The sequence below is a fragment of the Evansella vedderi genome (genome assembly GCF_030813435.1).
In the GTDB taxonomy this organism is placed as follows: domain Bacteria; phylum Bacillota; class Bacilli; order Bacillales; family Salisediminibacteriaceae; genus Evansella; species Evansella vedderi.
Genome location: NZ_JAUSUG010000001.1, coordinates 149,433 through 170,969, shown reverse-complemented (window position 1 = coordinate 170,969; position 21,537 = coordinate 149,433). Strand labels below are relative to the sequence as shown.

Here is a 21,537-nt window from a genome sequence, read left to right as displayed (position 1 = left end):
TCAGCACTAACTTCTTCATCAATATCCGGATTTAAAGTGTTAGATAATAAATCGCAGTGTACAGACACCTACACTATCTCACCGTCTTGCATAACAAGCAGGGACAAGGTACCTATCCCCACGTCCCTTTAAAAACGACTAATCATCTTCTATGTTTGCGTATATTCCTTTAAAATATCATTGCGTTGGTACGGCAGGACATATATATGTAATTCGTAACTTTAGGATTATTTACATAATGCTACGAAAATTCAGTTGCCCTCTTTCGTATTTTTCTATTGTCCTTTGAATATCCACAATAATAGGTTTCAACGTCTTTTCGTAGTCATAACTTCCCTTTAAACGACTTTCGACATTAACTAGAGGAATTCCCATTCTATCTTTTATGTATCGGTAAAACCTTTTATTGATTAAAGCAATGACGTACTCCTTTTTATTTTCAATAGCATATTTAATATAAAACTCTATCATTTTGGTCACAAAATTCCCTCCTCGATACGGACTGAGAATAGCAACTTTTTCAATTTCAAATACGTTTTTTTCGTTTGAGGAAATCTCTTCTAGTCTAGAAAAGGGGTAGATACTATCCAATGGACCATTCTTCTCAAAAGGGAAAATTTCAAAACATCCTACAACTTCTCCTTCAGGAGATAAAATTAGGAACTTTTCTCCTTCATCTGGGTATTCATCCACATAGTTTTTTTCCTCCCAAACCGTCTTATAAACCTCTTCATGTTTCACTAATTCCCTTTCTGTTTCAACCTTCTTTATCATTCTTACTACCTCCATTTAATTTCTGTGCATATTCGAACCCTTTAGCGTCGAGTTTTTTTAAGTGCTTTTTACCTACAGTAAATAAATAGACAAATAACAAAATAATGGTCCATTCATACCACCCCAAGAACCTTTCACCAGACGTATAACTCAAAAAGAAAAGGTAAATGTCCAAAACATAGCAAAGAAAAAGGGTAATAACCAAACTGAGCCAAAAGAGAATCTTTGATTCTAAGAAATATCGGGCATAAATCATAACAAATGTGAAGCCCCACCCCAATATTTCAGATAGAATGAGTAAGTGCCATTTATAATCTATTATCCAATCAGTCATTTAAGATTTCTTCTCCTTCTATTACACTCACATTAACCCTACTTTCTGATCGTTTTTGTAATTGTCAAAAAAAAGAGGTAAGAGACTACTTACCCAGGACTTTAACACTATGAAAATTGTTATAATATTAAATTATTAAAAAACTACCTGTTTCGTCAAGGAAAACATTCCCATTATTTAAAATAGGACACGGGGACTGGTACCTGTCCCCCTGTCCAAAATTTCTTTGTTGATTTAAAGGAATAATTCAATAAAGGATCAAATAAATAAAGAGATGGGGATATTAAAAATGATGGGAGAGAGAAGATGCAATATAAGACGTTAGGAAAAAGTGGTTTGTTAGTGTCTGAGCTTTGCTTAGGAGCAATGACCTTTGGTAATGAGATGAATGAAGCAGATTCCATTAATATGATTCATCACTTCCTTGACCGAGGAGGTAATTTTATCGATACTGCCGATGTATATGTTGGCGGGGAATCTGAGAAAATTGTTGGAAAAGCAATTAAAGACCGTCGTTCTGAGGTTGTAGTAGCAACCAAGGTGCGGATGCGAGTAGGTCCAAATCCGAATGATTTTGGTTATTCTCGTCGAAGGATCATGGAAGGAGTAGATCAAAGTTTAAAGCGATTGAATACAGATTATATTGACCTTTATCAATTGCATGTATGGGATAATATTACTCCTATTGAAGAAACGATCAGAACGTTAGACGACTTAGTCAGTTCCGGAAAAGTTCGATACATAGGCTGTTCTAACTTTTTAGCTTGGCAAATGATGAAAGCCTTATCATATAGCGATTATAATAATCTTGTTCGATTTATTTCGATTCAACCACAGTATAGTCTTATCACTCGTGATATGGACCGAGAAATTTTGCCACTTTGTAAAGAAGAAAACGTTGGGGTCATCCCTTGGGCTCCTATTGGTGGTGGATTTTTAACGGGGAAATATAAACAAGGGGAAACACCTACTGCTGGAAGATTATCTCATGGCGTAGGTGAATCCAGCTGGGAATATCGAGCAAATAATAAAAATTTCGAGATATTACGAGCTGTACAAGAAGTAGCTCAAGAGATCGGTAAAACCCCTGTTCAAGTCGCTCTAAATTGGCTACTAAACAAAGAAGAAATTACATCCCCTATTTTTGGTGCCAGTAGTCTAGAACAATTTGAAGAGAATATGGGAAGTGTTGGCTGGCGCTTAAGTGAAAGCCAATGGAATAAACTAGATGAAATAAGTAAACTTCCTAGTGAGTATCCAACAAGATTTCTTGAGAAGTTTAAGAGATAATAGGACAAAGGGATGAGACAAAGGGACAGGTACCTTGTCCCTTTTTTGTATGGCTATATTAGTAGCCCCCCTTCCACAGGACTCTTATTCCTTCAAATCACTTAATTACGACCAATAACACTTTTAGAAATCCCTGTTACTCTTGAGATCTGGCGAATGGATACTCCCTTAAGTTTTTTAACTTGGGTTAGAATCTCATCCCGTTTTTCCTTGTTCATCTGCTGTAGCATACTATTGCTTGTAACGCCTGCTGTTCGAAGATATTCTCTAACCTGATCATCAGACAGCTTCACTGTTGTGGTTAAATCCAAACACTGATCTTCATTATCTTCTTCCATGTAAGCAATGAATCTTTCCATTGCTAGTTTTCTATCAAGAGAAAATAAATTCAATACTCTATCAATATCGGTTTTTTTCCCTTTATGTAAATACTCATGGATGCTCGTCCACTTACTATCCCAAACACTATTCACCAGCCCTGCCTTTAGGTTTTTTTTGATAAATCTACCTCAGTGCTGTTATTTCAACATTCTCACTCTTAAACCTCTCCTGGAACAAATGGCCATAACAATTATATTTCCTATTGTACCAATACACGTAACTGGAACTGACTCTCTTCAAGGCCGTTGACAGAGACTCTTCCCTTTCTTTCACAAGTAAAAAAGTTATATTAATAACAAGATTATGTAATAGATAAATTAGCGAAAAGGCATATAGGTGAGGTGCCCGATAATATAGACTTTGAATAGATAAAAATGGATGTATAGGGGGAAAACAGGGACATCAGCCCTCTGTCTCGCGTGTCTCTCGCACGCTCCCCTTAACTCATAAGCATTGAGATACGATGTTTTTTCATGTTATCTAAACTAGCTAGGTCACTCTTTTCAACTCTACTATAAAACTTTAACTTTTTGTAATCTTCTTCTATCATAATACTATTCTCAGATAGAATAATTGGATGATACCTAGTGCCTATAAATAAGAAATCCCGTTCCATTTCTCTGGTTCTTAATTGGGCTTCCCCATTTAACCACACACTTTTACCGTCATTTTTGCTACTCCGTTATCATATTCACTTCTAGTAAAGTATCTATCCATAAACCAAGCAGCCTCTTCATACTTGGAATCACCTAAGTAAATACCGAATTTAGGCATTCCTGCACACTGTAAGAAAATGTACTGATGGTCTAGTGAGTTTGAATCTCTTTTAACCCACATTTCCTCGATTACTCTCTCTCCATAGTCAATTAACCAAGTTTTATGATCTAACTTGAATATATTTTTACCAATTGGTGAATCCCTCTCCCCTCAGTCCACCAAAATTGATTAGGCTTCTTCCTTTAATGATTGCTTGATCATTTATTCTTTGAATAACTATCTATTGGGACACAGGGAAAGGTTAATTATCCCTGTCCAATCGCAAAATCCTCTGGGACGAGGTACCTGTCCCTTCCTGTCCCCCTGTCACTCTCCCTATTATTTCGACTTATTGAAATATCGGTAGGCAGTATTCGAGATATTATTCGAGTTAACTAATACGAATGGATTATATTTTGGAGAAAATTCTATAAGCACGTGTCCTATCAGGGTACTATTTGTCTAAAAATTACTAATTTTCACTGTTTTTATTTAGTAAACATTTCTATACAATGATACTTACGAAATTAATTTATTGGAAAAGGAGGTTCCTAATTTTGTAGCTAGTTTAGTAGTGAACAATCTTTCTTTGAAGGAAAGCGTGGAATCAATGATGAAGAGGGCTCACTATGACAGTGTTGTAGATGCTCCTAGCAAATAACATAGCTACAGGAGTGGTTAATGCTTGAGTTTGCACGTATATATCGCGCTTACAATACCGATTAAAGAGATCCGCTTTATTGCATTTGGTTCAGGGGAAGGGGGCAATTAACGAGAATGATACTGATTATAAGCTGAGTTAAACTTTGATGGTTATAATGCAAGCTTTGTTACATACTCTGTAACTCCATATGTTACGTCTGATTTATAAACTCGGACTCAGCTTTCTGACCTTGATGTTGTTCAAGGGAAAGTAGCAGTAACAACATCTATCAAAGGGAACCTATCAGCTAAGGATTGATATAGGAGGCCATACTGTTAAGACAGTCCAAGTGAAAAATAGAATAGTGTAACGTAAGTCCAAACTATTTAAGCCGAATATTTAAAAGAGAGACTAACAGCTGAAAAAGTAGTGTGAGAGTCAAGAAGTATACAGCTATGTTAAAAGAAAGGATGAAATAGATGAAAAAGTTATTGTTTATTTGTTCGATGGTTGCTCTTCTGGCGGGGGCTTTTACAATGCAGGCCTTGGCTAATACCGATGATAACACTCTGCAGACGGTCATAGATGAGTTCGAAGCGCTTGATGAGAATGTTTATACCCCAGCCACGTATCGGTTGGCCAAAATGGAATACGATAGAGTAAAGGCTCTCATTGACGATCCAAACGCCACGGCGGACGAAATTAACGCTGCAATCGATGCTTTAAACAAACGTATCACAGCACTGAGGGTCCGAAACGGTTCTGAGTCACTTTGGAAAACCTATGAGAATTACTTCGAAATGGGTAACATTTATAGCGGCCCTGGCAACTTAGATCCGAGTAATACTCGCGGTTTGTTGACATCTACTCACTTTAACTCACTCACCGCAGAAAATCACATGAAACCCAGCCTCCTTTCTTTTGGAGGTGCCGGGGAGGAGGGTACTTTTAGAATTTACGAGGGGTCGGACCACGTCTCCGACCAGTTTGTTAGAGAAGCACAAGAAAACGGCATAACCGTGCACGGACACGTGCTGGTGTGGCACGGCCAGTCTCCTAACTGGCTCAACGGTGGTACTAATGGCGACTACACGAGAGAACAGGCCAGAGAAAACATGGAGCGCTATATCAAAACCGTAGTCGAGCACTTCGACACATATTATCCTGGTGTAGTCACAAGTTGGGACGTCGTCAACGAGGCATTCGTTGATGGAGTGTCAACCATTCCTGAAGACGCCAATTGGAAAGATTATCTTCGTCAAGGAAACCAGAGCGGCTGGTATAAGGCTTACAGCAACGGTATGGTAGAAGGCGAAGACCCGAGCGACTTCATCTATGATGCCTTCGTGTTTGCCCGTAAATATACTGACGCGAAGTTATTCTACAACGACTTTAATATGTACCAGGATGGCAAGTCGAAGCTGACCGCGATGATGGTTAAAGAACTTAACGAGCGCTACAAGAAAGAGTATCCAGAAGATCCTCGCCAGTTAATCGAGGGTGTGGGTATGCAGTCCCACAACTACATTATGGATACCCCGCCTTCCAGCGTGGAAAACGGCATCCTTAATCTCCTGGAAGCTGGAGTCGATCTTATCATTAGTGAGCTTGATCTGTTTGCCTGGTTTCCCTGGAACGCCCAGCCCACTGGCAATTCATTTGCAGGTTACATGGATTTGAGAGATCGTGGGATTGAACATATAATCGGTTCGCAAGGCACAGAGGAACAGAGAAATTACTGGATTGATCGCGGTATAACTAACGGCTCCGAGATTGAAGTAATCCAGGCCGAGATTTTCGCCGAATACTTCAGAATCTATAAGAATTACGCAGCTAGTATCGACCGCGTTACATTCTGGGGTCTGAATGACATGCAAAGTTGGAGAAGAGGTCACAATCCGCTACTGTGGAACAGTGATTTCTCCCCGAAGGACGCTTTCTACGCTGTGTCCGATCCCGAGGGTTACTTGGGCGTTGATCCTTATTATGTAAAACCAGTCCCTGCCTCCAAAGTTGCTGAGATAATCCTTGATTACAATGATATGAAGCCTGCTTATAGAAATGGAAGAAATGGCGGGAATTTTATCAGCGATGTTGCCAGGTTGATGGGTCCTAAGAAATATTTTAATAACGAGCCGCACTCCATTAAGGTGGGAGAATTGGAATTATCCAATCGTGCATACAGGAGAGCAGTATTTGATTTTCTTAAATCCCATCCAGTGATGGAAGATAAGATTATAATCATGCCTCCAGATACATTTTTTATTAATAGTATGAAATAACTCACATGCAGTTCTACTACAAAATTATAATGATAAGATTTTAGATAGATAAAGTAGTCCCCTTGGAGTTTTCTCTACGGGACTGCTTTATCCAAACGTAAATTACCAGTGTACACGACGAAAAGGCCCTCAAAGTTTCTTTTGAAGGCTTTTTGGGTTAATCTACGAGATTGTGAAGGAAAGGGAGGTGGAAGAAAACCGTCATCCTCCTCCCTTCCTAATACTAATCTACTTTAACATTTTAATAGTAACTTTCGACAAAATCCGAGCGGTGATAGGCACGGAAAACCAGAACTCCTAAAATTCAAATACTTCTTCATAACAAGGGACGAGGTACCTGTCCCCACTGTCCCCATTAGGTACCTGTCCCCATTATTTGGTTAAAACTTTTTTATTATCACTTTCATAGTCAATTCGATTACTTTTATCCATTAAGCTCACGGAAACCATGATAATAAGTGATACTATTGCACCTAATGGACCACCTAGAAATGGATTAGGCATTGGGATAAATTGAGTAATTAAAGCGATACCAAAACCGCCGAACATACCTGCTAAAGCACCATTGGCTGTAGCTTTTTTCCACCAAAGACCGAGAACTAACGGTACTAAGAATGCACCAATCATCATTGATTGAGCCAGAGCCATAACAAAAAGGATTAACTGAGGAGGATTTAAAGACACAATTATTGCTAAAGACCCTAATATAACCGCTATAACTCGGTTAATTAATACAACCTTGGAAGAGGATATAGGTTTTCCATAAATTACACTGTAAATATCATTTGTTATAGCCCCAGTCGCATTAAGTAATTGAGCATCTGTCGAGGACATCGCTGCAGCTAAAACAGCAGCAATAAATAAACCGACGATAACAGCTGGAAACACATCTAATGTATAAAAGTATCCCATGTCTGGATTTTCTATGGAAGGGAATTGTGACATAATATAGACTGCAACAAATAGAAGTGAAAAATAAAATAAACTTAAGTATGTTGTAGCTAAAGCTGTTGTTTTTTGAGCAACTTTCTCTGATTTTGTAACCATGTACATCATATAAACATGCGGTGAACTCATAACACCTAAGCTCATCATTAAACCAACACTTAAGGAATACAATACTCCCTGCGATCCCCATAAATTGAAAAATGCTGGTTCCGTTGCAAGGGCTTGTGTAGTTATTTCACCCCAAGGATTTGAGAAAATAGCAACCATTACAACGGAAAACATTGCTATTACCATCATTAAAAATTGAATAAAGCTTGCTTTAATAGAAGAGTGACTACCTCCTAATACGACATAGATAATGAAAATGGATCCAATTATTATTACACCTTGAGAAAAGGTAGTACCTAGAACAAACTGCATGGCATAGGCGCCACCTTGTAATTGAACCATAATATAAACAAACATCGTTGCTATCGTAATTAAAGCACCAACCCCACGAACTCTTTTATCATATCTACTTTCAAAGAACTGTGAGAAACTTACTAATCCGAATTTTCTGAATTTAGGAGCTAAAAATAAAGAAGATATTAGAAACCCTATTAATACTCCTGTGTTCTGCCAAAGTCCAAAGGAAATTCCGAATACATACATAGCTCCTAGGCTACCTAGAAAACTTGATGTACTTGCATAAGTTGATGCTAGCGCTCCACCACCAATAATTGGTCCCATGCTTCTATCTGCAACTAAATAACTTTCCATACCTTTTGACGCTTTTTTCCGGTATAAAAACCCGATAATTACCATGCAAATTAGATAGACTGAAATTACAATAATAGTAATATCCATAAAGTACTCCTCTCATATAATATTAGATTAATTAGTTTTTATCTTGCTAAACAAGAACCACATAAAAGGAATTACTAAGATCATAAATATCCAAAGAAAAAATAAGTCTAACGGAAGTCCCAAAATAGTTACATTATTGGAAGCTATCCCAATACCAATAAAAATAAACAGAGAAGCAACGAATAGTAGGATTAGTAGTAAAATTCTTTTATTACTATACTTTGTATTACTCATACTAACACCTCCCCTAAATATAAAATTGCCTAGCATTTAGTTTCTCACTTCTATTTAAGGAATACATAAAGTATTTTTCCTTATATACTTTATATAAAAATTCTCACGATGTGTCAATACTATTTCGAATATTGCAACAATTAGAATATTTAAAACAATGGCTATGTTGTTAAATCAGTATAAAAAAGACCTACCTGTAAGTTAAAGACTCTTTCTGCTAGAGTAGATTCTTATCTAAATTAATAATACTTTTTAACATAAGGTTCCCGGCCTTTCTAATATCTTCTTTCGCGCTGTATTCTTCCGGACAATGACTCTTTCCGTTTATGCTCTTCACAAAAAGCATTGCCGTTTGTGCAACAGATGCCATATGTACTGCATCGTGAATTGCCATACTTGACATGGTTATATTCTGTTCATTCATCTCCTCTGCTGTATTTTTAAGAATATCCACTACAGATGGATCTAAAAGGATTGGAGCTTGCTCCAAAAATACATCCTCATGAAAATCGACTCCCCTGTGTTCCGCAAGGATTTTCCATTTTTCTTTCACCTTTTCCACCACTTGATAGATTCGTTTTTCCTCGCCGCCTCTAACCTCAAAATGAAATTCTACTTGTCCTGGAATGATATTCGTAGCATTTGGGAAAACATTTAACTTCCCTACTGTTCCCACTAAGTCTGAATCATCCTCCTTACATTGACGTTCTACTTCTAGAACCATCTCAGCTGCAGCAGTTAAAGCATCTGCCCGATGTTCCATCATTGTTGTTCCGGAATGATTAGATTGTCCAACTACCCGAACATTGCTCCGATACATCCCAACAAACCTATCTACTATAGCAACGGAGCAATTACTGCTTTCTAATCTCTTTCCTTGCTCAATATGCAGTTCAATAAAAGCTTTTTTTTCCTTAGCCATGGTCCTCATCATAGGAAATTTATCTAAACCACCCCCCACCTTCTTAAGCTCGTCTTTAAGCATTTTCCCATTATGATCGCTTGCTTTTTCTAGCTCTTCAACAGTTAATTTGCCAGTAAACGAACGGCTTCCAAATGTCGCTAAGTTAAAATCATTGGATTCTTCTGCAGTAAATGAAACTATTTCTAGGTCATGATGTAACACAACCCCCTTTTCAAATAACGTTTTTATTAGCTCTTTAGCCATTAAAGTACCTAATGCACCATCATATTTGCCCCCATTTGGAACAGTATCCAAATGGGAACCGATGACAATGGACCCTTTTTTATTTCCTTTTCCTTTTTTCTTGCCCCAAATATTTGCAGCACCATCAACTGTAACAGCTAAACCCATCTCTTTTAATTCTTGTATGAATAAACAACGCACTTCTCGATCTGCCTCCGAAAAACTCGGCCGTGACACTCCGCCTACATCACTTGCTCCATATGCTGAATATCTTTCTATATCTTGAAGCAGCCGTTCTACATTTATCTCCATATTAAATAAGCCTTCTCCTTCTCCTAATTGATAGCAGAAAATTATTTATCCCCAATCACACCGTAAGAAGGGGCTCGTGCAGGGTTAAGTGCCCTCACCTTATAATCTTCCGCCTGAGGGCGATAGATTTCCCACACTTTTTTCAGATCTCCCAGGGGATCATCACTATAATCCACTCTAAGGTCTACCACTGGAAACGGAACATCCTTTTCATAAACTAATAGTGCAATGGAATGCTCATCATCCATTTCACCACCAAGCGCAAATCCATGTTCTAATGACAAGATTAGTCTCTCTGGAAAGGATAGAGAGGAATTTTCCTTAAATTTTTGTCCCATAGCTTCTGGAATCTTAGAATCAGATAACAAATTTCCAACACATGCTATATTCGTATCACAATATTCTCCGTGGACACCAAGAGCTTTTTCCCCTGTAAACACACTTGATTTTCCTGAAGCATCAACTACTGCTAACTGACGATATTCTTTAAAGTCAGATGCTGCCACCATAGTGCGTATCGCTGCGTTAGCATCATAACCATTTGCCAGAGTCGATAGACCTATCTCCCCTAACCTAGGATCTGTTACATTTTGTGATAAAACAACACCAACACCTGACTTAACCCACGGACATCTAGCACCAACTGCGGGACTGCTAGACGTAACAATTGCTCCTAAGGCACCTGTTTGATCACACCTGCCCGCTACTGAGAAAGTAGTGGTTACTTTCATGTTTCATTCCTCCTTCTAAAAACGAAGAGTACCAGTAAATAGATTGCTTTAAACACTATTTTCATTTATTTAATTTGCTATTTATTCTTCACCAGTAATAACTGCTTCCACATCGATCTCCACAAGCATTTCCGGTAATGCCAGCCCATCTACCACTAATCCTGTACTAACTGGATAAACGCCATCAAAATGTTTTGCTATAACACTATAAACATCTTTTCGGAAGGAACGGTCTGTAACATAGGTTGTAAGTTTACAAACATCCTCCATTCTCCCCCCTGCTTCTTCAAGGAGCTGTTTAATACACCGGCAAGCATTTTCTGTTTGTTCAATAACATCGTTTTCTCCGTGAAAGTTACCCTCTAAGTCAAAACCTGTTTGTCCCCTCATAAAAATATGGTTTCCAGCCCTGACTACCATGGAAAACTCATTTGAAACGTGATGCGAATCCTCTCCCATATGTGATGGGTAAAACTGTTCTGTTTTAAATTTGCGAAACCGTTCAATTTTCATTAGACCATACCCCTTTCAGGAAAATCATTGAAATAATAGATTTTTCTTGAGTTTACTTTCGTATTGGCATTATTTAAAGGTATAATCCCCTAAAAGCCTATCTGCTTCAATTATTTCGCCTTGTTTCAGAAGTTCCCGAATACGAGAGGAAGAAATCATTTTCCCCTGAGAACATATAAGCAGACTTACAATATTTACGTCGAAATGTTTTCGCAATACTTCAATTGTTCCTTCTCTGTTTTTTCCAAACAAAAAATTTGGTCCTTCCCAGATTTCTAACGGATTTAAGTCGTGTATCTCTTTGATAAATTCTGAAACTTCTTTTTGCATAAATGCTTTATTAAATTTAGCGATAATCACGTAGTCCACGCCTATTTCTTTCAGTCGTTCCAATTTATCATCCAATGGCATAAGTTGCTTACAGCCAGTCAAAAAAACTTTTGGAGGAGGATCAAATGTAAATACAACAAATGGAGCATTAAGACGATTTGCTCTTTCTTTAGCTTTTAATAGAAGTGTCTGATGTCCTTTATGAATTCCGTCAAAACTCCCTATCGTAAGAACAGAGGCTGGAAGATGTAAGTCCCCTGCGTCATAGATAATCATTTAACCCCCCCTTGCTTCCATTAATTTGTAATCGTTTGCCCAGACTTTAAATCTGCGGCTTTTCGTACCATTTCTCGCTGGGCCTCGGGATCAAAATTATTAAAAACTGCCATTTGTTGAGCAAAAGGCGGACTTTGTGCAAACAATTCAAAAGTTGTTCGATGGCCGGCATAGGATGAATTTAAAAGATCTCTTGCAAAATATAAGAGTTTTGCCCTTTCATCCGCATTCCATTCACTGACTGAATAGTATCTATCTATATATTTTGATATAGCAGGGTCTACCATTGTATCAGAATCTGGAGTTACTGCTAACTGCCCCCCTACAAGTTCTCTAGTTAAGTGTGCCATTGCAGGGAAATTAGATAATGCAAACACACGGCCGGTATACAGCAATGATTGATTTGGCATCATTAAACCACCTGCGCTTACTTCTGCATTAGCTACAGCAGCGGTTAAATGAGCATTAATTCCTTCCCGATAATTAATTAATTCGGAAATTTTTTCTTTTACAGCTTGCAGCTTTGTTAATCCAGTTTGTTCCACATTTAATAATGCCGTACCTAACAGATAATCCGCTCTGCGTAAAATTCGTAATACATAGTTAAAAGCAGAATAGCGGTGTAATGTGGAGCGAATATATGCTGCTGACTCGAGTGAGCGATGGAATAAAACGTTTTCCCATGGGATTAATACGTTATCAAAAATCAGGAGTGTATCAATCTCTTCAAATTTTGTAGAAATAGGATAGTCCTTTTCGTTTCGATTGGTACCTAATGAGGTTCTGCAAATATGTTTTAGACCAGGTGACCCCATATCCGCAATGAAGCCACATGCAAATGGCGCCATCGACTCTTCACCTGCTCCCCAATCCAATATTGTTGGTTTTACAAATGCTTGGTGAGCATAAGCTGCAGCTGTTTCGAATTTGGCTCCTTTTACAACGATTCCTCTGTCGTTTTCTTCTACGACATGCAATAAAGTGCCACCTTCTTTACCGCTAAATAATTTACTACGGTCCCCTTTCGGATCTGTGTTAGCTGATACATGGAATAAATCTTCCCTTGCCACTCGGTCAATGTGATAAGCGATATTTTTAGCATAGGTCGGGTCGATCTCATTTAATTTATCTTGCGCGTCAAATAGTGACCACATTTCTCCAATTGTTTCATCCCCAACCCTGTAAACTACTCCTCCCAGGTCATCCAAGACCGTCTCTACATACTTACGAATTCCACTTAAGTCTTCTTTCGTTTTCGGTGTTTTGTAGGCACGGCAAATAAGTTCCCCATCTTCTAAAGTTGTTGTTAATTGATCTTTATACTCAGCCATATGATTTAGATCATACATTCTAGCTCTTACATCTACAATTGGTTTAAATGAAGGATGTTCCGCTACATTCTTTACTTTTTCTCCGTCAATATAGACTTCCCGCCCATCATTTAATGATCTGCGATAATCATCACCTGTCATTAATGCCATTATTTTTTCTCCCCTTTACATTCCATAACATATTAATAACTGTTTAATCTAACACTTCTGAAACTGGCCAAACTGTCCTTTAAAGTAAACTAACGGATCTCCTTCAACTGCACTAGCATTATGCACTTCTGCAAGAAAGATGGAATGTGTTCCTCCAGTCACTTCTTCTACAACACGACATTCGAGTACTGCTAATTGATCTTTTAATACAGGATTCCCAAGTTCCCCAAAGGCAAAATCCACACCATTAAACTTTTCTGTATTTACCTTTGCAAATTGTAAAGCTAACTCCCCCTGGTTTTCCAAAAGAATATTGACAGTAAAGCTCCCCTTTTCTGAAATTGCGTTACATGTCCCCGTTTTTTTATTAACACAAACCAATAACATCGGGGGGTCTAGGGAAACAGAACTTACAGCACTTGCTGTAATACCGTAGTTTGTTTCATTATTCCTTACAGTAATAATAGAAACACCACTGGCAAAATTCCCAATTACGTTTCTAAATTTCTCTGAGTCAACCAGTCTGTTTTTAAAGTTCTTATCGGAAGATATTGAACTCAAAATTATTTCCTCCTTCCATTAAAGGAATTATTCCTTTTGTATTCCTTTAATAACAATATAAAGTGATTAGGTTAATAAGTCAACAGAATTTTCTAAATTTTTAATGTTATTTTCTATTTAAATAGTGATTAACTTATAAACAAATGTTTCCCTTTCATTTTTTTACAAATGTTATAATAAAAATGAACAAAATAGCAAGTATCTGAAAGACACATAAATGGTGGTGAAAGTAATGAAAGCGAGGGCTGGAATTGTAGGTCCTAAATACTCTGTTGAACTTATCATTGACATTGCGGAAGAATACACGGATAAACTGCAAACTGTTCCTTTTATTTATCAAAATACAGAAGAAACGATTCATATTTTGCAAACAAATCAAGAGAGCGCTGACCTCTGGGTTTTTGCAGGACCTGCTCTTTATAAGCCTTCCCAAAAAAGTGGCGCCAAACAACCTTTCTTTTACCTAAATCTAGATGGGGCAAGTTTGACCAAAACTTTAATGGAAATCAGCAATAATAATAAAAAGTCTGTAGAGCGGGTAAGTATCGATATGCTATTAGAACGGGATGTTTATGAAACATACGATGATCTTTATATTTCTCGTGAACAAGTATATGTTCATGAATATACTCATGATACACCACTAAACGACCTCCTTTCCTTTCATCAAAAATTGTATAGACAAGGAAAAGTTGATTGTTGTATAACTTGTTTACGCTCTATATATGAAACTTTACAATCTGAGGGAATTCCGGCTTACTGGGTTACTCCTACTAGAAGTAACATACGAGAAACCTTGAAGACAGCGATTCAACAATGGGAAACACTTCAGTTTAAGCAATCCCAAATTGCAGTGATATTAGTTAATACAGAAATTATGAATAAACATTCAGACAGGCATGTTTTATCCTATGATCAGCACCGTTTAAATTTAGACCTTCAATCAGCAGTCTTGAGCTTTTCTGAATCAATCTCAGGTTCTTTCATGCCTTTAGGAATTGGTTCATTTGTTATTTTTTCAACTCGAGGTTCGTTAGAGGATTCGAAACAACATATTCAATTACTAATCGATAAACTAATGCTAAAAACTGACCTTCCTTCCAATATTGGTATTGGGTATGGTGATACTGCACTAACAGCAGAGGAAAACGCACGTCTCGCACTAAATCATGCACAAAATTATGAGACTTTTTGTGCCTTCCTTGTCAATAACGAAGGAATGATTGAAGGCCCATTAAAAGAAGATAAGGAAATTTCATATAGCTATAGATCAGAGAACAAAATTTTAAATGAAAAACTAGCTAAATGCGGTGTCACTATAACAACCTATAACAAAATTTATTCTGTACAAAAAAGAATGGAGAATAATTCGATCACTGCAGCTGGTTTGGCAGATTGGTTAAAAATGACCCCCAGAAACGCTAGGCGAATTCTTAATGGATTGGCTGAACAAGGACTCGTGGAAATTATCGGTGAAGAAGCCCCGAAATCTAAAGGGCGTCCAAGTAAAATCTATAGGATAACTACAAGTAGAAAGATTTAATTTGAAGGGACAAGGGGACAGGTGCCTTGTCCCTTTCCTTTTTTGGGTTGGCTAGAGTATGAGCTGATACCCTTCGACAGGACGCTCATTCCTTCAAACATTTTTTATCATTTAATACGATCAATAACACTTTTTGAAATTCCTGTTACTCTTGAAATCTGACAATGGATACTCCCTTAAGTTTTTTAACTTTGGTTAGAATCTCATCCCGTTTTTCCTTGTTCATCTGCTGTAGTATACTATTGCTTGTAACGCCTGCTGTTCGAAGATATTCTCTAACCTGATCATCAGAAAGCTTTACTCTTTGGATTAAGTCCAAACACTGGTCCTCATTATCTTCTTGCATGTAGGCGATGAATCTTTCTATTGCCGATTTTCTATTAAGAGAAAATAAATTCAAACCTCTATCAATATCGGTTATTTTCCCTTTCTGTAAATACTCATGGAAACTAGTCCACTTACTATACCAAACACTATTCACCAGTCCTGCCTTTAGGGGATTTTGATGAATATACCTCAGTGCTGTTATAAACTTGTTTCAGATAAAGTTAAGAGGTATTATATAACAAATAAAAAGTTTAACGGTAAAATCTATTGTTTTGATCATCAAAAAAGTGCTCAGTAATATAGAAAATCCACTAAGTAGCTGTATACTATTTATACGCTCTCGAAGTGGATTTTCTTTATTTATTTAATAGGTTGTTTGTCCTTTTCGTTTACAGAGTATACATTGGCACTTTCCTTGAAAGAAGCTATTCGTTCTTGTCAAAGTCGATTACCTTTTTCCTTTTCAGTTTCAGTCATGATAAACTCTATAAGTTCGTTTCTTTAAGAAGATTATCACCTATACATAAACTCTAATAGAATACTATTCTCTTTTGCAAAATATCCCCTTTAAGCCACTGCTCAAGGGGAATAAACCAATTAATTTATCAACATAATCTAGCATATCTCAGGTGGTGACAGTCACTCCCCAAAGGTTATCTTAACTAACCGTTCCAACGCCGAATCTATAGCTTCGGCAAAGGCTTCGGGGTTAGATGTTGCTTGCCATCTATTTTCACGGACGACTTTCATGACATCATCTAGTGATTTGTGGTCTAGACCTTGCTCTTTTAATAAGTTAATTGCCTTTTCCAATGTATCTATCATTCTCATGGGGCCGTAGCTTTGGGGTTCGCGGTATAGCCCTCTTGTACTTGTTAATACATAGCCAACGAAATCCAAGAGACGTTCCTGTGACTCATCGTTCACAGCATTAATTTTCGCTGTAGTTGTATCTTTCATGAGATATTACCTCCGTCACTGACTTAATCGTTTTTGGTCTTGGTTTTTGATCTGTGTAACCGAGACTAATTAAAAGCTCTGGATCCACTTCCTCAGGTAATTCTAGTATTTGTTTAATAGATTGCTGATGGAAGGATCTGGCCGGACAGTTACCAACTCCATGTGATTGGGCTACTAGAATAATAAAGGAAGCCACAATACCTAAATTGACAAAACGTAGAACCTCCGCTGTATCCTGCCCTCCACGTATTAAGGCTTCCTGTTTGTTTGAGCACAAAACCACAATAGCCGCCGGGGTACCTGAAACTCCTTGGGCAAAACGTTTTAGTTTGAGAATTTGATTCTTATCTTGGACAATGACAAAATGAGATTCCTGTGCATTACTTCCGGACGGGCTGTGCATGATAGCATCTTTAATATCCGTAATAACATCCTCCGGTATAGGTCGATCTTCAAAGGACCTTGAACTCCTTCTCGTTTTAATTGCTTCCATTATTTCCAACTCTTTCACCTTCCTCCTCTTTATTTAAGGCAGTTTTCTAAAAGATTGTTGTTTTTAGAGTAATATTATATGGCTTGGATACACTACAGGCGGGCAGTATGCTCACACCAACCGTATTCCACTCCATCACGTTCTGGCTCCCCTGCTATGGAAACACGTCTGCCGTCATACGTTCTTCGGGAAATCATTTGTTGATCATAATCAGTTAACCCATCCTCCAAATGCTTTATGGAATACTCCTCGTGATGAACCGTTACTTTTTGCGGTAAACGTGGCTTAACTCCTCGGCGTACACCTTCCTTTTCAAAACCAACCGCAAGTCCCACAAGGGCAAATACCCCTCTCGGTAATTTTAGCTTTTCCATTACCTTTATCGGTTCATTTCGTAAAGAACCAACAGGCACGGCTCCTAAGCCTAATGCTTCTGCTGCAACAAGGGCATTTTGCATCGTAAGGGCAGCATCCATTGAGGCAAGGAGAAACATTTCCAAGGAATCCCCCTCGAATAGAAATCCTTGCCGCTTTGTAACATATTTTAAGCGGTAAATATCAGCGCAAAATACGAAGAAAACAGGTGCTTCCCTTATAAAATTTTGGTTTCCGGAGTAGGTTGCTAATTTGAATTTCCTCTCTTTATCTGAAACAACAACAATACTATACGCCTGCAGATTGGAAGAGGTTGGTGCTGATCTGGCAGATGTAATAATGGCATCTAGGTAACCATCAGGAAGTTCCTTTGCTTGAAACCCTCTAATAGATTCATGAGACGTTAAAACACCAATCGTTTTATTGGAAAAGTCCGCCAAAGAATCAACACCCTCTAGTTCCACCCTGCTGCGAATAATCTCTCTGTCCATATAAGTATCCTCCTATAGATTAAACCTTCCCCTTTTCCACTACTTTTTCGTCTCCGAACCAAACGGTCGGTTCCTTCGTGACACAATCTAAATGAACTCCGGCATCAATTGTTCCACCAAAGGTAACATTGGACCCGAAGGCAACATGAATCGTCCCAAATGCCTTTTCATCTTCTAATATATTTCCGGATACTCGGGCGGTATTATTCGTTCCAATACCAAATTCCGCAACACATCTTCCATCTTCATCTCCCAGCAACTGTAAAAGTCGCTCCCCATCTTTTCCAGTTGCTGAAACGAGCCTGCCATTCTCTACCTTTAGTAATACTGGAAATGATACCTTGCCTATTCCAGCAATAGATCCATCAATGAGAATTTCCCCGTATGAGTTTTCCAGTTGAGGAGCAATATAACTTTCCCCAGATGGTAGATTACCTGAGGCACCTTCCGTATTAAAAACACCTGTGCTGCTAATTCCATTTCTGTCTGCTACATTCAAAATTAAAACATACTTATTTTGTTCACCGGTATATATTGTTATCGTTTCACAACCATTTAACTTTTCCGTAAAGGTATGGGTGAGCTCCTGGACTTTCACGTAATCGGCTTTCATGGCCCCATCTGTAAACATATCCATTGTAATTCCGGGCATCGTTATTACTTTCGTTCCTGTTCGACTTGCTTCTTTTCTCGCTTTTGTATGTGTTAATGAATGCTGACAAATACAAAAACAAATGTCTGCAGTCTTCATTATGGCAGCTACGGTTGCCGGGGGCTCTTCCCCAGACTTGGAACGTGTCTGCATAACGACATAATCCCCTTTGAATCCTAACTCACATAAACTATCAAATACGCGTCGTCCAATCTCTTCTTTTACTAAATCCGTTAAAATAACAACATGTTCCTGTCCATTGGCGCAGACATTTTGCTCCATCATGTTTTTTACGATTGGTATAAAGGTATTAAGCTGACTCACTTTTCACCGACTCCCTTCTTTTTTGGTAATTCATTAAACCGATACTTATAAAAATAAAAACTAATCCAATAATCATACTAGCCGTTACACTCTCATCTAAGAAAAAATACCCTAACAGCAACGTTACGATAGGCATAAGGTAGGTGATAAAAAGTGCATACACTGGACCGCCATAGGCAACTAAATAATAAAATACAACAAAGCCTAATCCAGAGCTTAACATGCCTAAAATGAGGTATACAGTAAAATTGGAACTATCAAATAAGTATACATAACTATCCGGTTGGATAAACATCATCAAGATTCCACAAATAATGGTTGCAGTAAATAGTGTTGTAAAAGCTAAAATGTAAGGTGATGTTTGCTTTTGATATTTGCTTGATAAAATACTTGTAAAAGAATAGCTGAAGGTTGCACTCAGAAGGATGACAATTCCAAGAAACTCTGAAGCCTGAACACTTTTATTTTGAAGGATAAAAATAAACGCCACTCCAAAAAAGCCTAGAAATATACTTAAACTATCCAAGGCCTTTGCCCTTTGTTTTAGTACTAAAATACTTAGGAGCATTCCGAAAATAGGAGTGAGAGCGTTAATAATACCTGTTAAAGTCGTTTCTAAATATTGCACACTTACTGTCATGAATGTCCATGGGACGGTGGCTCCTAATAAGCTTATACAAACTAGGGAGGGGGAAAGTTTAATTCTTGAAAAAGCCCTTTGTTTTATAAGAAATGGGAGTAAAAAAAGAATTCCAAATAAGCAACGAAAAAATACGATTGATATAGGATGAAAATCCTCTAGTAATATTTTTGTCCAAAAAAAGGTTGAGCCCCATAGGGCACTCAACATTACTAAGGCAAATAAATATATGATATTCACCTTCTTCCTTCCTGCAAAGGAGTAGAAAGAGCGGTCAAGACCGCTCTTTCTATTTCTAAGCCATTTCTGCTGCAATTCTTGCGACAATGCTTCTTGATAGAATGGTAGGAAGACCTGTCGCAGACTTTACCTTTTCTTTATGTGCCTCTGTGTATCCCATACAGTCGAGAACAAAGATAGTGGCGCCCTTTTTCTTTAATTCTTTAGCTGGTGCTTCAAAATCCGCTTCCTCATAAGGTGAAACAGCTGCAGCAACGACAGGAACATTTCCCCACTTTTCCATCAATTGATTCTTTTGCTCTTCTAAGGGGACGATTAAACCTAATGTTCCATCCCCTATCACTGCTTGCACCACGCTTTTCAAGATTTGATCCGGAAATAGTAATGGTTTCTTATACGTTAAAGTAGGGAAGCTCCCAGTACAAACCACAATGGAGCTTGCTACCTGCTCTTCTACCTTATTTAATTGGTCTTGTAAATAAGGTAACAGTTTCGCTTTGGAAAGCTTCACGCTTTTCCCACTTCTTAATCTTGAAATATAGGTAACCTCATTGGCACTAGGTGCAAGATGTTCAATTTCTTTTTCCGATAAATCATCTAATGCTCCCACTTCCATAAAGGAAACGGCCGATCCTAGTAACGGCTTCATTTCCGGTGTCATATCGGAACGGGGAGATTGACCAATGGTAATTAAGCCAATCTTAGCTACCATGGTACGCTTCCTTCCCCATTGTCTGTAACACCTTCATGGAACCATACAAGTTGACTAAATGATTAAATTCTTTTTCGTCATAGAAAGAGACTGTTCCAGCTGTGAATTCCTTTGCTACTTCAATAGCGAAACGAACGGCTTGAGCGATATCTACCTCATGACTAGCCCCAGTTCCACACCCTGGAACAGCGGAAGCGGCTGTAATAGCTAACCCCACAACCGGTACATTAGTAGCAACAGAAGGCTGCAGAATAGAGTTTATATGGTAGACATCGTTACCATAAGGAGTAATATCCTGTGTTGTTACTGTAAAGGTAGCTGGTAATTCTCCAGTCGTCATTTCTAAAATACGCAATAAATCCTCACTAAACCGTAAAACATACCCCTCTTTGACAGTTGGTGATAGGGCAATACCTTTATGGTTAATCACCCGATTCCCCTTGGTAGTATCAATGGAAACAACCGCTTCCATTTCAGGTAATACCTCGTGTTTATTCATCGTTAAAATATCTACTGGAGATCCCATGAAGTCCACAGGTTCATGAGGTTGAGTCGGCGCATCAGGGCAGATATGGGTTGTGATATACACATCTCCCTCCAGGCGATCCCCCTTTTTAGACATATCGGCAAGCTTAGCCGCTGCAGCTACAGCAGCTACTGCTCCATCAGCATCAGAGACAATCCCAATTCTGGAAGGGCGAGCCCCTATTCCACCTAATCTACCAACGAGCCCGAAGGTTTTAGCAGTTCCACCGGTAGATTTTCCGTTGTATCCTTTAACTAAAATTTTTATGAAATCTGTAGAACCTTTGTCACCTTGTACGGTGACACTCGATGCTTCCACATGGTCATATCCTTCAAATTGTTCAATGACTTTTTCTCCTGTTATGGATGGATCATCTAATAGTTCAATAGCCTGCATTGCATAATGTAATGACATA

23 protein-coding genes are annotated in these 21,537 nt (G+C 38.2%); 3 read left to right on the top strand and 20 right to left on the bottom strand.

The genetic code is table 11. From position 1 onward, the window contains the following. Positions 1–231 precede the first annotated feature (231 nt). A complete protein-coding gene (locus J2S74_RS00945; RefSeq protein WP_307320689.1) occupies positions 232–774 on the bottom strand; it encodes a GNAT family N-acetyltransferase in 543 nt (180 codons plus the stop codon). Then, positions 758–1,108 (bottom strand): hypothetical protein, encoded by a 351-nt coding sequence (locus tag J2S74_RS00940; RefSeq protein ID WP_307320686.1) that lies wholly within the window; start codon positions 1,106–1,108, stop codon positions 758–760. Before J2S74_RS00940 ends, J2S74_RS00945 begins: the two co-directional genes overlap by 17 nt. 306 nt (positions 1,109–1,414) lie before the next feature. On the opposite strand from J2S74_RS00940, the gene J2S74_RS00935 reads away from it, so the two are divergent. Further along, the gene (locus tag J2S74_RS00935; RefSeq protein ID WP_307320683.1) at positions 1,415–2,398 is read left to right on the top strand and encodes an aldo/keto reductase; all 984 of its coding nucleotides are present in this window, start codon (positions 1,415–1,417) and stop codon (positions 2,396–2,398) included. Between the two features lie 101 nt (positions 2,399–2,499). On the opposite strand, the gene J2S74_RS00930 is transcribed toward J2S74_RS00935, so the two are convergent. Together J2S74_RS00930 and J2S74_RS00925 are read right to left on the bottom strand one after the other, a co-directional pair. Continuing rightward, positions 2,500–2,871, bottom strand: a complete 372-nt coding sequence (locus J2S74_RS00930; RefSeq protein ID WP_307320680.1) for a hypothetical protein — start codon at positions 2,869–2,871, stop codon at positions 2,500–2,502. A gap of 553 nt (positions 2,872–3,424) precedes the next feature. Then, positions 3,425–3,616 (bottom strand): hypothetical protein, encoded by a 192-nt coding sequence (locus J2S74_RS00925; RefSeq protein WP_307320677.1) that lies wholly within the window; start codon positions 3,614–3,616, stop codon positions 3,425–3,427. A 1,041-nt stretch (positions 3,617–4,657) separates the two neighbouring features. Between J2S74_RS00925 and J2S74_RS00920 the strand changes: the two genes are divergently transcribed. Continuing rightward, complete coding sequence (locus J2S74_RS00920) at positions 4,658–6,460, top strand: endo-1,4-beta-xylanase (RefSeq protein WP_307320674.1); 1,803 nt, start codon at positions 4,658–4,660, stop codon at positions 6,458–6,460. Between the two features lie 372 nt (positions 6,461–6,832). On the opposite strand, the gene J2S74_RS00915 is transcribed toward J2S74_RS00920, so the two are convergent. The 8 genes from J2S74_RS00915 to J2S74_RS00880 form a co-directional block, all read right to left on the bottom strand. Further along, positions 6,833–8,254, bottom strand: coding sequence for a sodium:solute symporter family protein (locus J2S74_RS00915; RefSeq protein ID WP_307320671.1), 1,422 nt, complete (start codon positions 8,252–8,254; stop codon positions 6,833–6,835). Between the two features lie 27 nt (positions 8,255–8,281). After that, the gene (locus tag J2S74_RS00910; protein WP_307320669.1) at positions 8,282–8,488 is read right to left on the bottom strand and encodes a hypothetical protein; all 207 of its coding nucleotides are present in this window, start codon (positions 8,486–8,488) and stop codon (positions 8,282–8,284) included. A gap of 217 nt (positions 8,489–8,705) precedes the next feature. Next, positions 8,706–9,947: a Zn-dependent hydrolase gene (locus J2S74_RS00905; protein ID WP_307320667.1), complete on the bottom strand. Its 1,242-nt coding sequence runs from the start codon at positions 9,945–9,947 to the stop codon at positions 8,706–8,708. A gap of 41 nt (positions 9,948–9,988) precedes the next feature. Then, a complete protein-coding gene (locus tag J2S74_RS00900; protein WP_307320664.1) occupies positions 9,989–10,678 on the bottom strand; it encodes a DUF1028 domain-containing protein in 690 nt (229 codons plus the stop codon). Positions 10,679–10,759: 81 nt separating this feature from the next. Beyond that, positions 10,760–11,191: a RidA family protein gene (locus tag J2S74_RS00895; RefSeq protein ID WP_307320661.1), complete on the bottom strand. Its 432-nt coding sequence runs from the start codon at positions 11,189–11,191 to the stop codon at positions 10,760–10,762. Between the two features lie 69 nt (positions 11,192–11,260). Continuing rightward, positions 11,261–11,797 carry an FAD synthetase family protein gene (locus J2S74_RS00890; protein WP_307320659.1) on the bottom strand — a complete coding sequence of 179 codons (537 nt, stop codon included), beginning with the start codon at positions 11,795–11,797 and terminating at the stop codon, positions 11,261–11,263. Positions 11,798–11,817: 20 nt separating this feature from the next. Further along, positions 11,818–13,278, bottom strand: a complete 1,461-nt coding sequence (locus tag J2S74_RS00885) for a 4-hydroxyphenylacetate 3-hydroxylase family protein (RefSeq protein WP_307320657.1) — start codon at positions 13,276–13,278, stop codon at positions 11,818–11,820. A gap of 48 nt (positions 13,279–13,326) precedes the next feature. Beyond that, positions 13,327–13,839: a flavin reductase family protein gene (locus J2S74_RS00880; protein ID WP_307320654.1), complete on the bottom strand. Its 513-nt coding sequence runs from the start codon at positions 13,837–13,839 to the stop codon at positions 13,327–13,329. A gap of 232 nt (positions 13,840–14,071) precedes the next feature. Between J2S74_RS00880 and J2S74_RS00875 the strand changes: the two genes are divergently transcribed. Further along, on the top strand, positions 14,072–15,382 hold the full coding sequence (locus tag J2S74_RS00875) for a helix-turn-helix domain-containing protein (RefSeq protein WP_307320652.1): 1,311 nt from the start codon (positions 14,072–14,074) through the stop codon (positions 15,380–15,382). 145 nt (positions 15,383–15,527) lie between these two features. On the opposite strand, the gene J2S74_RS00870 is transcribed toward J2S74_RS00875, so the two are convergent. The 8 genes from J2S74_RS00870 to J2S74_RS00835 form a co-directional block, all read right to left on the bottom strand. Beyond that, positions 15,528–15,863, bottom strand: a complete 336-nt coding sequence (locus tag J2S74_RS00870; RefSeq protein ID WP_307320650.1) for a hypothetical protein — start codon at positions 15,861–15,863, stop codon at positions 15,528–15,530. 485 nt (positions 15,864–16,348) lie between these two features. Next, positions 16,349–16,669, bottom strand: coding sequence for a DUF6092 family protein (locus J2S74_RS00865; protein WP_307320648.1), 321 nt, complete (start codon positions 16,667–16,669; stop codon positions 16,349–16,351). After that, a complete protein-coding gene (locus J2S74_RS00860) occupies positions 16,641–17,162 on the bottom strand; it encodes a nitroreductase family protein (protein WP_307320646.1) in 522 nt (173 codons plus the stop codon). Before J2S74_RS00860 ends, J2S74_RS00865 begins: the two co-directional genes overlap by 29 nt. Before the next feature lie 92 nt (positions 17,163–17,254). Continuing rightward, complete coding sequence (locus tag J2S74_RS00855; RefSeq protein ID WP_307320644.1) at positions 17,255–18,028, bottom strand: NADPH-dependent oxidoreductase; 774 nt, start codon at positions 18,026–18,028, stop codon at positions 17,255–17,257. Positions 18,029–18,047: 19 nt separating this feature from the next. Continuing rightward, entirely contained in the window at positions 18,048–19,004 is a 957-nt protein-coding gene (locus J2S74_RS00850) for an aminopeptidase (RefSeq protein WP_307320642.1), read from the bottom strand. Further along, on the bottom strand, positions 18,991–19,854 hold the full coding sequence (locus tag J2S74_RS00845) for a DMT family transporter (protein ID WP_307321408.1): 864 nt from the start codon (positions 19,852–19,854) through the stop codon (positions 18,991–18,993). The genes J2S74_RS00850 and J2S74_RS00845 overlap by 14 nt, the downstream gene beginning before the upstream one ends. An 85-nt stretch (positions 19,855–19,939) precedes the next feature. Next, complete coding sequence (locus J2S74_RS00840) at positions 19,940–20,596, bottom strand: AroM family protein (RefSeq protein WP_307320640.1); 657 nt, start codon at positions 20,594–20,596, stop codon at positions 19,940–19,942. Then, a complete protein-coding gene (locus J2S74_RS00835) occupies positions 20,586–21,536 on the bottom strand; it encodes a DUF1177 domain-containing protein (RefSeq protein WP_307320638.1) in 951 nt (316 codons plus the stop codon). Before J2S74_RS00835 ends, J2S74_RS00840 begins: the two co-directional genes overlap by 11 nt. Position 21,537: the final 1 nt, after the last annotated feature.